Genomic DNA, 13,806 nt, shown 5'->3' on the forward strand with positions numbered 1-13,806 from the left:
TGTTCTTGATTTACCTCGTCTTTAACTCAGCACTTTGTCACCTAGTGACCTAATAGTTTATCTCGCAGATGTTTGATGCGATCGCGCAATTTTGCCGCTTCTTCAAATTCTAATTTTTTGGCGGCATCTTTCATCTGGGCTTCTAGCTTGCCAATCAATCCGGGAATCTCTTCTAAAGGTAATTCATCAATATGTTCATCAACAACTTTTAAGTCGGCACTATTCAACCTCCTAGATACATCTAAAAACGACAAAATAGCGTTACTGGATTTTTTGACAATTGGTTGTGGTGTAATGCCATGTATCCGGTTATATGCCGTTTGAATGTTACGCCGTCTTTCTGTTTCTTCAATGGCTCTAATCATGCTGTTGGTTAAATTATCAGCATATAAAATCGCTTGTCCACGAATGTGCCGCGCCGCCCTCCCAATGGTTTGAATTAAAGAACGTTCAGCACGTAAAAAACCTTCTTTATCAGCATCTAAAATTGCCACTAAGGAAACTTCTGGTAAGTCTAAACCTTCCCGCAGTAAGTTTACTCCAACCAGTACATCAAAATTTCCTTCGCGTAAATCTTGAATAATTTCAATCCGTTCAATGGAATTAATTTCAGAATGCAAATACCGCACTTTAATACTATGGTCTTGCAAATATTCTGTTAAATCTTCCGCCATCCGCTTAGTTAATGTTGTAATTAACGTTCTCTCTTGACGGTCAACTCTGTCTTTAATTTCTCCTAGTAAATCATCAATTTGCCCTTCGGTGGGACGCACAGAAATTTCTGGGTCAATCACACCTGTGGGACGAATTACTTGCTCAACAATGTGATTTTCCGAAATTTCTAATTCCCAGTCTCCAGGTGTTGCCGAAACAAAAATACATTGGTTAACTTTTTGCCAAAATTCATCTGCTTTTAAAGGACGATTATCGGCGGCACTAGGCAGACGAAATCCATGTTCAATTAACACTTTTTTCCTGGCTTGGTCGCCGTTATACATTCCCCGAATTTGCGGCACACTCACATGAGATTCATCAATAACTAACAGCCAATCTTTCGGAAAATAATCAATTAAACATTCTGGTGGTTCGCCTGCTTGTCGGCCTGCAAGGTGACGGGAATAGTTTTCTACGCCGTTGCAATAACCAACTTCGCGCAACATTTCTAAGTCGTAACGAGTGCGCTGATCTATCCGTTGGGCTTCTAATAATTTGCCGGTTGTTTCTAATTCTAGTTTTTGCTGTTTTAATTCAAAGGCAATATCTTCGCAAGCAACTTCTAAGCGTTCTTCTGGGGTGACAAAGTGTCGCGCTGGGTAGATATTGACAGCTTCTAAACTCGAAATAATTTCGCCTGTTACCGGGTCAATATAGCGAATTGCATCAATTTCATCACCAAAAAATTCCACCCGAATAATTCTATCTTCGTAGGCTGGGCCGATTTCTAACACATCACCCCGGACGCGGAAACGTCCCCGACCCATTTCTAAATCGTTACGGCTATATTGTACTGAGGCTAAATCGCGCAAAACTTCCCGTTGATTGACTTCCATCCCAATTTTTAAAGGTATGGCTGCTTTTAAGTATTCGGCGGGAATTCCTAAACCGTAGATACAGCTAATAGATGCAACGACGATCACATCTCGACGTTCAAACAGCGATCGCGTCGCTGAGTGACGCAACATATCAATTTCATCATTAATCGCAGCTGTTTTTTCAATGTAAGTGTCTGTGACTGGGATATAAGCTTCTGGTTGATAGTAATCGTAGTAGCTGACAAAATACTCAACTGCATTTTTGGGAAAGAACTCACGTAACTCATTACACAGTTGTGCAGCTAAAGTCTTGTTATGTGCCAAAACTAAGGTTGGTTTACCGATTTTTTCAATTACTGCTGCTACTGTAAAGGTTTTGCCGGTGCCTGTAGCTCCCAGTAAGGTTTGGTAACGATTACCCGATTCGATACTGGAAACAAGTTGTGCGATCGCTTGTGGTTGATCACCTGTAGGTGCAAAGGGAGCTTGAAGACAAAATTCTGTCATACAGTTTTACCTTTCTCAGTGCTGAGTGCTGAGTGCTGAGTAAAAAGTGCTAAGTACTATTGTATGGTTCTAAATGCTTCACTATGTTAGAGCGAAATTTTTTTATCTCAAATAGATAACCCACCTGTGAGTGAATGTGTTTTCAACTCAGCACTCAGCACTTTCAACTCAGCACTTATGATTGGAAATACCCTATCTCATGGTAACGATACCACTCTGTACCTGTTGCCCCACAGAACCTAAATGAATTAATAGCAATATTTTTTTACAAAAATTGATACTTTAAATTTACTTATGTGTAAGTTTTGAAGATAATTATATATATGCAAGGTTTTTTAAGGGTAAACTTTGATATATGGGAAAAAGTCTAATTTTTCCTCAAATATTGTAAAGTTCATTTAAGAAACCAGAGGTAGAGTTTATGAGCATCAGCAGCACGGGCAAAGCAGCTAGTCCTCGCCAAAGACGTGCCAAGCTCAAGGGGGAAACAACGGTGGAAGTTGAAAACAATCAAGGCCAAACTGTGAATAACGATAAAACCACTCAAGATACAGAAAAATCCGACAAGCCCGGAACCCTAGCCATTGCTGGAGTTCGCCCAATTGCTGGTAGCGATTTACAAGTGGCAGAAACAGTCTCAATCGCAGGTATACGTCCCATTTCTGCTAGTAATTTAGAAGTAGTAGAGACTATCAACGTGATGGGTATTCGCCCCATTGCGGCTAATACTATCAAAATTGTTGATAGTATCAACCTCTCTGGTTTGCGTCCTATTGCTTCTAGCGCCTTGGTAATTTCTAGCAGCTATTCTGTTATGGGGAACCGTCCAGTGGCTTCTAACACTATTGACGATTCTGAAATTCTTATGGGTTTTATCGACTAGAATACAAAAACATCTTTAATTATTTCAACAGCCCGAACTCTTCACGAGAGCGGGCTTTTTAATTATTTAATCAGATAAAAATATCGATTCATCTAATTATCTAGATAACGTAATTATGATGTTTATTGGTTTCAGATCACCGACTTCTTAAAGAAGTTGTTCACATCTTAGAGGAGTTGGTTTATTGCAATTCAGTTAGGGTGGGCAATGCTAAAAATTAGCTCAAACCTTGATTTTTACGTTGTAAGCATTGCCTACCCTACGGTTATTGAAAATAGTGCAAGATATGAGTTTGGAGATTTATTTACTATTCCTCATTATATCTAGCTTATTTTGATTCTCTCTCTTTTTATATAGACGAATAATATATCTTGTGGCAGAAGGCTGGAGCTAAAATATCAAGTTATTTTGTAAGAGTAATCACCTAGAAAATCAAAGTCAATTCACAACTTTGAATCTAAGTTTACATAATATTAGGAGAGTAAAATGAGTTTAGAAGAACGCGCCAAAGCTACTGCCAAAAATATTGAAGGTAAAGCTCAAGAAGCACTAGGTAACGTAACTGGCGACCCTAAAGATAAAGCGGAAGGCAAAACAAAACAAGCCGAAGGTGAAGTACGTCAAGGTATGGAAGATATCAAAGATTCTGTTAAAAAAAAGCTTGACTAGAACTAATTCTAGTTAGCAATTAATCAAAAGATGGGGAGGGTGAAAGGGTATATATGTGTATCCAAAATCCTGACATCTATAACCTTTTATCCCTCCATCTCATCTCCATACACAATTTTGTGCGTAAGTCCTATACAAGTAATTTGACTTATTTAAAAGGTTTATTTTGGGAGTGAAATAATGATATCGCTGGAGCAGATTCGCAAAACTGCGATCGCAGGTATTTTAATTGTAATTTTAACTATAACTACCGCCTGTGGTGGCACTACAGTCAGCCAAGCTGACCGCACAACCAATCCACCTGTAATTGGACGAGATGTCACTTACAGCGAACTAGAAAGAGGTAATACCCCTGGTGGTCAAACTTTTGGTAACTGGGTAGTACAAACCTCTAGAGGCTTAATCAAAGATGCTTATGTCAGAGATAACAACAAATTAGGCGTTGTGATTTCTCGTGACGTTCGTCCTAATGAAGTGAGACCGTTAGCTAAATCTTTAGTTCAAGGCTTTCGGAAAAATTTCCCCAATCAAGATTTAACTGTTTTGGTTTACGACCCTGACAAAAAGTTAATTTTGACGACTCAATACGATGTCCAGACTAATCAAGTCAAGTATAGCTAATTAGAGTTGTAACTATACCCATTTGATTGAATTTAAACTTAAAAAATTCAGAATTTTGCAGAGAAAATTCGGAATTTTATTTTGAATCAGGAGATAAAAAAGTGTCAACTAGCGAAGAATACAGAAAACAAATCATGCAAGATTTAGCTCAAGGTGATGTGGAATCATTAGATGATCCATCAACTAATGCAGCTACTCAATACGATAATTTTGATGATTTCGCTCAACGTACAACTACAGATCAACGTCGTCAATTATTTGGTCGTTCTCTTCATCCAGAGAGCATTCCTAGCAGCCAAATGGAGCCAGAATTACAAAAGGCGATCGCTCAAATTAAACCAAATGAACGAGATGATGTTGCTCGCGCCTTTTTCAAACATTTGAAAGGTAGAGGTTTGGATGACCGCCACTTAGAACAACAACTAAGTCTTTCTACTCACAACCCCAACCGGATGAGTGCTGATGATGTTAGCAAACTAGCTTCTTTTGCTTATCATAACCATCCAGATATTTTCCGCGAAGTTCTAGCCGAACAACCAGGTATTCTTAAATTCCTCAGTAACCCTGTGGTTGCCGCAATTATAGGTATTGCAGCCGCTAAATGGTTAGGTAGCCATAAATAAGTTTTTTCTGGAGAGTAAGACAGTGAGGTGGGTAAAACCACCTTTTTTTATGGCTTTTCAGCTATTCAGTTTAAATAAATTAATAAAACATTTAAAATCTCAATCTAAACCATAAAATATTTCACATTTTTTACATAAATTTGTTTATGGCAAACTAAGCAATTAGCTTATTTCTTTTGATATATCTCTATTAACCATAATCAAAACTCTCGGCAGAGACATGATGATTTTTCTTTCGCTAAATATATAATTAGAGTCTTAAAAAATATACCTAGCATCATAAGTTGTCCCATAAAATATTGATATATGTATAATTCATCTTGAGTTATATGGGTAATTATGGTGCATCTAGGCAATAAATTCAGAAGCCTGAGAATTGAAAGTTCAAAAATCTCAAAATACTACCAATATATATAGTCAGATGATGCTTACCAAACCAGAAGTAAGAAAAACAATAGAAATCAACAATTCTTATTTAAGCCGCAGTGACCATCAAGCAGAAAAAAACCAACCTCAAGGCTTTAATATTCCAGATGCAGCATTATATTTAAGTCCTGTAGGTCTACTGTTTAGTTGGGTAATTTTTTTCTTGATATTAAGAAAAATCAAGAGATTTCTAGATAATAAAATGGTATTCAGCGTCAATACCTTGCATCAAGTCCCTTGCAAGAATTGTCGATTTTATGCTAACAATCATTATCTTAAATGTGCAGTACAACCTTCTATTGTGCTAACTGATGAAGCTAAAAATTGTACAGAGTTTTCTGATAAAAAAGATAAATCACCAGAAAAACCATTCTTTCCGAGAATAGACTAGTAGAACAAGGCAAAAGTAAAAAGAAATAATAACGATACCACAAATCTTTGAGCAATTTCTTATGGTCACTGAGCGTACTTGTACTGAGCGACTTGCCTTGAGCGTTCGCGCAGCGTCTCCGTCAGGAGAAGTCGAAAGGAGCAGAAGTAGCCGAAGTGTGGTATGTTTATTTACACTTCTTGTAATAGTAGCAGCGTGAAGTCAAAAAGCTGATCAAATAGGCTTTTCACATAATTTTAGAATGGTTGCTCTATTTAAACCTTGGTGTTTAACAGCTTATCCGGTGTAGTTTTTGAAATTCCCTGTGCAGTCTGGAAATGGTGAATGGGGACTAAGTGTATAAGATAATTATTTCCTTTCAGTATGAACCCTTGCATTTATTTTGGTAAGTAAAGGAATAATCAATTAGGATTGATTGAGCAGGTACAGAAAAAACACTGCTGAATTACTGAAAAAATAGCAGCCATAGTACCGAAACTCAATAATAATCAAACCAGTACCGGAGATTTAGGTAGAAAAATTACTAGAAAAGTAGAGATGGCTAAGTATTGATCCTGATACTATTTAGACGGACAGAACTTTATACTACAGAAGTGATGTTTATAACTTCATAATTAATCACTTACTCATAACAGGGGTACACTGACTGATATTATTAGATTCTTCTTGCCAAAAGCAGAAGGAAGCCAAGTTTAAAGATTTTATTTGGCAACTCGTCTTTTTACTCATAAAATCTAAAGACAAGCTCAAGTTCCCTAGAACAGTAGCCTTAGTATCCCCGTCTGGTAACAAATCAGGGTTAAAAAGCTATCACGAAAACTCAAATGCTAGAAATGGTAGATCGGATCAATGATATTGCTTGGCAAGCTCACCAAGGTAGCGTTGCTGCAATCATTCAATTGTTAAACGAAAAGTTAGCCGACTCTGGTGTCAGAACTAGGGCTATCTTCGCTGATGGAGTCTTACAACTTCTGTGTGAGGCATCTAAAATAGAGCAACTGGAACAATCAACACTAGTAGAACAAATCCAGAAAATTCTGGAATCGATCGCACCACGTAATATTCACCGAATCAATATTAATAGCCGTATTGTTAGGGAAGAACAGCTACTGTGGCTCAAAGAAATTTCTCTCGACCCCCAAAATCAATTACTGTGGTCACAGGAAATTACTTTAGCGCAACCACACATAGTTAAGCAGCTAATTCAAGACTTCACCCACGCTACAACTCACCTAACACAGTCAAATCTGCTCAAAACTCAATCTGCACGTAATTCTGTACTCATTAACAGAAACAAATATCGATATTTACCCAAAACCAGAATCCCAACAGTTGTAAGTTTGGGCTTTCTGTTGTTATTGGGTTGGCTTGTATACGCTCAGTTAGGTGATAGGCTAAAAATCCTAGTTCAATTAGAAACCCCCAAGCCTGTTACTACCACCAAACCTAAAGAAAACAAACCAGTAGCACCAGTTAATAACGCTCAAAATAATCTTGGCGATCCTGAAGAAGTAAATGATCCTTTTGGTTCAGCAGTGCGGATTGCCAACCAAGCTACCATTAATGGCAAAACAGCTACAACTTCAATTCAGTGGTTAGATTTAGCCGCTAAATGGCAACGTGCATCTGATTTAATGGCAGCAGTACCACCAAATCACACTCGCTATCGAGAAGCGCAGATTCGTACTGAACTATATAGGAAGTATAGTGAAGCTGCTCAAAAAGAAGCTCAGAAAAGCCCTTCCTAAGCTACCACTCTTTGTGAATAACCATAAATCTCATTTTTTCTATACAGATGTAACAAATACTAAAAAATTATTAACCTTTGATTGAAGTGGAAGCAATATAACTGTTTATGAAATGACACAAGTTTGTCATCAAAATGTCATTTCCATCAGTCAAACTGAGTTTATTCAGATAAAACAAGGTGTAAGTGTGACGCGGCGGGATTTCCGCCTTTTTTATTGTAGGTGCGTGCTGGCGATCGCATTTTTGCCAAAACATCATCACACCAGTAAACTTATCAGTGATAATTAGTTAATATAATAACTTCGGTTTGATATCCGCAATCAATATCAATAATCTGTGATCTAAAAAACATCAATTAATTCGATATAAATCATCATAAAATATTGATTTGATGCTTTATAGATTTTTTGAAAACTTGACTGATTCTTGAGAAAAATTTTGTAATTATCTTCTAGGATGGTAAGGGTACACAAACGTGTAACTATCAAGCCACACACTGAAAATATAATTCTAATTCATGATTAGTATCGCAGCAGAAGTTCAAAACTGGCTGCAACTAAGCCGTTACATTAATCGCGGTAGTGTTTATTTATTCGCTCCAATGGTGAATTTTAATGTGATGGCTGAAGTTGGAGACACTCCACCCTGATTTATTATCAAATTACTTGCCAAAAATCCTATTCCTATTGAGGAATAGCATCAACGGCATATAAATAGAAAAACTCACCTTTGCCATCATGAATGGCTGATAATTTTGTGTGAGTAAGTTGCATCAGTAACAATGCAACTCACTAAGTCATGCCTCGTCAATAGTTTTTCATGTACCATTAGACTTTCATATTTTTTGGTACAGCAATTACTTATCTAATCATCAAACTCTTACGCTACAACAATGGGTAGTCAAATTTATGCTGGTTAATTTAAATCATCAACCAATTTTTCTCGTTTGTGCTGCTGATAATAACTATGCAATGCCTTTAGCTGTCACAGTTCGTTCAGCTTTAGCCAATCTGAAAAATAATCAAAAAATCTCACTATTAATTATCGATGGTGGCATTAGTCAATCTAACAAACGTAAAATAATTCAATCATTCAGTCCCGAACAAATAAATATTTCTTGGGTACAACCAGACAACAAAATATTTGAGAATCTAGTTTTATCTAGGCATCTCACAATTAGCTGCTATTATCGCTTGCTAATTACTGAATTTTTACCCAAAGAAGTTAATAAGGCAATTTATTTAGATAGTGATATGGTCGTCACAGGAGATTTAGAAGAACTATGGAATATTGATATTGCCGATAACTATGTATTAGCAGTACAAGATGACGTACAACTATATATATCAATGTCTCAAGGATTGAGAAACTATCAAGATCAAGGCTTATCACCAGACACTAAATATTTCAACTCTGGGCTGTTAGTAATTAATCTAGATAAATGGCGCACGGAAAATCTGGGATTAAAAGTTATTAATTATCTCAGAGAGAATATAGAATATTCACCAGATGATCAAGATGGTTTAAACGCGGTTATAGCTGGTAAGTGGGGAGAACTTCATCCCAAATGGAACCAAATGCCAAAAGTGTATAATGATCTATCATCAGAAGATAGTCCATATCCAGAAAATGTACTTCAGGAAATATTGAATCATCCTGGCATTATTCATTTTACTAATGCGCCTAAACCCTGGTATGCGGGATTACGTACAGAATGCCAACATCCAAAAAAACATTTGTTTTTTGAATATCTTGATATGACATCTTGGAAAGGATGGCGAGATACTTATTGGAGAAGGTTAGGTCGAAAAGTTGGTAAACTCACCTTACTCAATACTTCTAAATTGTAGTCAGCGTAAAATCCCAAATCATTTAGAGACGTTATATGTAACGTCTCTAAAGCATTCCACGAATATGCAAACTGCTGTATGATTCACGCTTATTTAGAAGTAACACCAGAGATTATATACTTCTGCCACATTTGCTCGTAAGCTGCTTCCATTTCACGGGCAAATTGTTTACCATTCCACAAAGGTGCAGTCTGGCGAGATGCTTTCAACTTTCTGGCTACTTGCTGGCGTAAATTGTCATCTTTACCCAAGCGCACACCCCACTCGACATATTCGGTATCTGTCCAGGCGATACCTTCAGTGATGCCAGCATTAACCAACATAGTGTAACTGTTACGTGCGGCAAATTGCTCGCCAACTCTTGTCACTAAAGGAATACCCATCCACAAAGTTTCTAAAGTTGTTGTCGCACCATTGTAAGGATACGTATCTAAAACTACATCTGCAATGCCTAAATTAGCCCGATGAGATGCTTCTGATGGTGCGTCCGGTAAAAACCGCAACCTTTCAAGCTCAACACCTTCTTCTTCAGCTAATTGATAAAAGAAGCTTTTAATTGATTCTTCTTCAGCATCACCTTTAATTAAAAAGTAGCTCTTAGGTACTTCCTTAATAATTTTCATTTGCAAGCGTGCAGTATCAGGATGACGTTTAAAACCCCGTTGTCCGCTAAAATAAACTACTGCATCAGCAGGAATCTTTAAATCATCCCGGCGAATTGTAGGTATGCCTACTTCAAAACCATCAACGGCTATGTATGTTTGTGGTAAACGCCAGATTTTTTCGCTGTAATATTCATCTGCTGATTCTGGTAAAACATAAGGATCAGCAATAAAGTAATCAATTGCAGGAATTCCTGAAGCATCCCACCCTAACCAAGTTACTTGAATTGGTGCAGGTTTGAGAGCCATAATTCCACAAGTTAAGTCTAAGGTAATACTATCTAAATCAACCAAAATATCAATTTCATCTTGAGCAATTTGCTCTGTTAACGCTTCAAGATTAGATGATTTATGAGAGTAATAAAATTGATTTAAATACCATTCATGTAAAGGATCAAATACAGGATTGCAAATCAGATAATAACCATTAATTTGAAAGCGATCGCGGTCATGGTGTTTAATTAACCATCTCGCCAACCAACCAACAGAATGGCTTTTAAAACAGTGAGATAAGTAACCTATTTTCAGATTTTCTGTAGTTGATAATATTTTTGTAGAGCGTCTTTTTTTATGCTTTTCTACTGCTTCTGGAATATAACTTTCAATATTGTTTTGGCAGATTCGTGATAAGCTATTACGTAGATTTCTAAATGCTTCTGGTTTGTCGTAAAAATAGGGAGTGAAATAGTTAGTATTAAATAATCTCGATATTTGTAAAGGAGTTAATTCATTAGGATTTAACTCCTTTAACTCTTTCAAAAGTAGTTCATGTTTTTCCCAGGTTTCACAAGCTGCTTGCCAATTAGTACCACCAGAACTGATTAAACTTTTAAGAATTAAATTGTTGGCAAATATTTTATCAGTTAATTCTGTAGATAAAGAATATGATAGCTTGGCAGTTTCTATGCCCTTAGTATATTGACCAAAGTTAATATACATACCTGTAAGATAGAATAGAATTTCTCTATTCTTAGGATCTAAAGTTAAACTAATTTCTAAAAAAGCAGCAGCTAGTACTACTTGTTTTTGTGCATAACCAATATTAACTGCTACTGGAACTACAATATTTACGAAAGTATTGGCTTGAGACTGTTCATGAATATAGGGAAGACAAGCCTTAGTAAATACTATTGATGATGGATGTAAAGGAGCATAATTTAAAATAGCCTCTAAAACTGATGCTAGTAATTCCCAATCTACTGCTATTGGTGGCTCAGACTGTAATATTTCAATTATGCCTAACTCGTCTAATTCATCACCTGTATAGTTTTCTTGTTTAATCTCTAGCTTAATTAAATGTAATAAATTAAAAATATCTGTTGGACAAATTTCCCTAATTTGCTGGCGAATAATGATAGCATTAGTATTATCTTCGATACTTTCTATTCTAGTTGCTTCTTGATTTAAAACTACCCCCAACTCCTCTGTCCATTGACTAATGTTATTTTCTTCATTCTCCATTATTGCCATAAACCAAGTAGTTTGGGCTTCAGCTTCTTGCCCTTGTAGCAAAAGCATCAGACCCAAATACCAATAGTAAGATTTGTTATTAGGTTCAGCATCAATTAGCTGTTCATAAATTTGAGTTGCTTGATAATAATTTCCTTGAACTAGGTATTTATAGGCTTTTTTATTAAGTTCTACTAAATCTTGTGTTGCTAAGAGTGCAGACATTTAAATACTCCTCATTTACTACTAACAAATAAAACAAAGTGAGTAGTTAAAAATGTCACTACTCACTTAATGCAGATTTCAAATACTATTAACTAGCGATCGCACAACAAAAAGCATTTTTTACATTAACCACCCAGAGATTTAAAGTTATTAGGACAGCTAGTAACGCCGGTTGCAGCTACAACCACAGTTGTACCTGGTACGTTTGCTTCACACGCAAAAGCAACTGTTAATGCTTCATTGGTTTGGGTGTTACCTGTGATGGTACCAACAATTCCCAGATAAGCTTTCAGAGCAGGTTTAATAGCATCTGCTTTATTGGAAATGATACCAGCGATATTAGTACCGCTACCTTTAATTTCACTACTGTATTTGTAGTTATCAGTCTGGGTTTTAATCCCAACACCTAGCTGTGTTAATTCAGTTGTAAAGGATTGATATTCCAAGAAGTAAGCTTGTTGAGCGCGGTTAATTGCACCGATACCATTTCTAGCTTCTGACTGCTTGGCTTTGTTAACTTGACCAAGCAAAGAAGGTAAAGCAATAGCAGCCAAAACACCAATAATAATTACTACCACGAGCAATTCAATCAAGGTAAAACCTTCATCTGCTCTATTCTTACGATTATTCAGGTGTTGCAAAAATTTAGCTTGAAGTTCAGGTTTGATTGCGGGCTTCATTGAGAGTTTCTCCTATGGGGGGTGAGATGTATTATTCTTGACTTCTAGGCTTAAGTTACCCACTTGTTTCACGTTTCATATCACCTACAGCAAAAAATTCTGAAAATTTGCCGAATGTGTTTTATGCACAACGTTCTAACAGCACATAGAGAAAGACTTCCAGTTTGCTCAACAGATTTTGAACTTGAACACAGGCTTGTGCATAACTCATCGGCTCTAGAGTGACAACATCTATTGGCTTAATCAGTAACCAGCGTTGTACTAAGGAGTCAAATGGTTGCTCTCCCTCCCAGAGAGGTAACAAGCAAGCAACTAAGTTGGTATCTAACTCTACAGGCCCCTTTAAGGGAAGATTTATATAGTTAGCAACTGACCATGAACTACCTTGAGTGATGCAGTTAATCAAATCTTGTTTGATTTGTTCTGTTCTTAATTGAGGATGCAGATGTACTTTTGTACTTTGCCAGTCTGCTAATGTCCACTCAGAAATTGACTCAAATAACTTTCCTTGATGGGGATGACCACACCAGAAGTCTAGTAAACGGTGAGCAGGATGTAACAATTCAAATATATGTAACTGATCCTCTAGTGGAAGTTCAGGGAGGCTCATGGCTAGAAAAGCTGGCAAATCATCTCGATTTTTAAATAAATCCATTAATTCCCAGTGTCGCCATTGCACCATACTGATAAATTCCAGATCAGCAGCTTGCAACATGGCAAACATTTGTTTAACTGTGTAGCCTTTATCTCCTTGGAGTAAATGATTCACTAAAGTTAAATTAGGTGCTTGCTCAAAGGCGCTATCCCAAGCTCTTTGTTTGAGAACTACATCATCTTTCAAAGATCCCATAATTTCCCGAACTAATTCAGCTTCAAATTCTAAGGGTGTACCATCCATTAAACCCATTAGTTGAAATAGTTCTTGAGCTTGGTAATAATAAAATCTTTGGCGGTAACTATGTAAGTTAGTATGAATAATTCCATGCGGTTGCAAAACAGATTTCATGGCTTGCAACCCTAAAACTGGATCTGGGAGTAGATAAAGAGTTTCATCACAGTTGATATAGTCAAATTGCATCCCTAACTGGGATAGATCCTCAATGGAAAGTGTATAAAATTCTGCATTATCAAAGCCATGATATTGCAAGCGTTGACGGGCTAATTTTACGGATTCTGCTGATAAATCAACACCGATAATTTTAGCATCAGGATTGGCCTCTGCTAAGGCTAGTGATGTGTAACCAGAACCACAACCCGCATCTAAAATAACTTTATCTTTAGTATTTATAATTTCTTGATTTCTTAAATAGAAAGATGTGACAAAATTACAAACATAAAGCAAATTCAATTTATTTTTGGGTGTTTCCTCAACAGAATTATTAGGGTATGGAATTGCTTCAAACTGCTGACGAATTTTCTCTTTTAAGTCTGATGTTGGGTTATTCATAGGTAAATTGCTCCTGTGATTGCATTCTCCACAGTCTGCCCCAATACCTGTATATGGCAGAAGCATGACTTAAAAGAATTGCTTAAGTTTGA

Annotated in this window: 13 protein-coding genes; 9 read left to right on the plus strand and 4 right to left on the minus strand. The window is 36.7% G+C overall.

Annotated features, from left to right (window positions below):
* Positions 1-41: 41 nt before the first annotated feature.
* On the minus strand, positions 42-2,039 hold the full coding sequence (gene uvrB / locus H6G77_RS01130) for an excinuclease ABC subunit UvrB (protein ID WP_190587893.1): 1,998 nt from the start codon (positions 2,037-2,039) through the stop codon (positions 42-44).
* 421 nt (positions 2,040-2,460) lie between these two features.
* Here uvrB and H6G77_RS01135 point away from each other — a divergent pair, with 421 nt between their 5' ends.
* The 9 genes from H6G77_RS01135 to H6G77_RS01170 all read left to right on the plus strand — a co-directional run bounded on the left by H6G77_RS01135 (position 2,461) and on the right by H6G77_RS01170 (position 9,251).
* On the plus strand, positions 2,461-2,922 hold the full coding sequence (locus H6G77_RS01135) for a hypothetical protein (protein ID WP_190587894.1): 462 nt from the start codon (positions 2,461-2,463) through the stop codon (positions 2,920-2,922).
* 486 nt (positions 2,923-3,408) lie between these two features.
* Positions 3,409-3,591: a CsbD family protein gene (locus tag H6G77_RS01140; protein ID WP_190587895.1), complete on the plus strand. Its 183-nt coding sequence runs from the start codon at positions 3,409-3,411 to the stop codon at positions 3,589-3,591.
* Positions 3,592-3,771: 180 nt separating this feature from the next.
* Positions 3,772-4,212: a hypothetical protein gene (locus tag H6G77_RS01145; RefSeq protein ID WP_190587896.1), complete on the plus strand. Its 441-nt coding sequence runs from the start codon at positions 3,772-3,774 to the stop codon at positions 4,210-4,212.
* Positions 4,213-4,313: 101 nt separating this feature from the next.
* Positions 4,314-4,835, plus strand: coding sequence for a hypothetical protein (locus H6G77_RS01150; RefSeq protein WP_190673802.1), 522 nt, complete (start codon positions 4,314-4,316; stop codon positions 4,833-4,835).
* A gap of 424 nt (positions 4,836-5,259) precedes the next feature.
* On the plus strand, positions 5,260-5,652 hold the full coding sequence (locus tag H6G77_RS01155; protein ID WP_190588303.1) for a hypothetical protein: 393 nt from the start codon (positions 5,260-5,262) through the stop codon (positions 5,650-5,652).
* A gap of 833 nt (positions 5,653-6,485) precedes the next feature.
* Positions 6,486-7,400, plus strand: a complete 915-nt coding sequence (locus H6G77_RS01160; RefSeq protein WP_190870607.1) for a hypothetical protein — start codon at positions 6,486-6,488, stop codon at positions 7,398-7,400.
* A gap of 112 nt (positions 7,401-7,512) precedes the next feature.
* Complete coding sequence (locus tag H6G77_RS01165; protein WP_190587898.1) at positions 7,513-7,689, plus strand: hypothetical protein; 177 nt, start codon at positions 7,513-7,515, stop codon at positions 7,687-7,689.
* A 229-nt stretch (positions 7,690-7,918) separates the two neighbouring features.
* Positions 7,919-8,050: a hypothetical protein gene (locus H6G77_RS36135; protein WP_277877191.1), complete on the plus strand. Its 132-nt coding sequence runs from the start codon at positions 7,919-7,921 to the stop codon at positions 8,048-8,050.
* Between the two features lie 259 nt (positions 8,051-8,309).
* Positions 8,310-9,251 (plus strand): glycosyltransferase family 8 protein, encoded by a 942-nt coding sequence (locus H6G77_RS01170; RefSeq protein ID WP_190870608.1) that lies wholly within the window; start codon positions 8,310-8,312, stop codon positions 9,249-9,251.
* An 89-nt stretch (positions 9,252-9,340) separates the two neighbouring features.
* Here H6G77_RS01170 and H6G77_RS01175 read toward each other — a convergent pair whose 3' ends face one another.
* The 3 genes from H6G77_RS01175 to H6G77_RS01185 all read right to left on the minus strand — a co-directional run bounded on the left by H6G77_RS01175 (position 9,341) and on the right by H6G77_RS01185 (position 13,714).
* Positions 9,341-11,587: an O-linked N-acetylglucosamine transferase, SPINDLY family protein gene (locus H6G77_RS01175; protein ID WP_190870609.1), complete on the minus strand. Its 2,247-nt coding sequence runs from the start codon at positions 11,585-11,587 to the stop codon at positions 9,341-9,343.
* A 125-nt stretch (positions 11,588-11,712) separates the two neighbouring features.
* Positions 11,713-12,267 carry a type IV pilin-like G/H family protein gene (locus H6G77_RS01180; protein ID WP_190673811.1) on the minus strand — a complete coding sequence of 185 codons (555 nt, stop codon included), beginning with the start codon at positions 12,265-12,267 and terminating at the stop codon, positions 11,713-11,715.
* 121 nt (positions 12,268-12,388) lie between these two features.
* Complete coding sequence (locus tag H6G77_RS01185) at positions 12,389-13,714, minus strand: class I SAM-dependent methyltransferase (protein ID WP_190587902.1); 1,326 nt, start codon at positions 13,712-13,714, stop codon at positions 12,389-12,391.
* Positions 13,715-13,806 lie beyond the last annotated feature (92 nt).

Origin of the sequence: Aulosira sp. FACHB-615 (assembly GCF_014698045.1) — a bacterium.
Taxonomy (GTDB): Bacteria; Cyanobacteriota; Cyanobacteriia; order Cyanobacteriales; family Nostocaceae; genus Nostoc_B.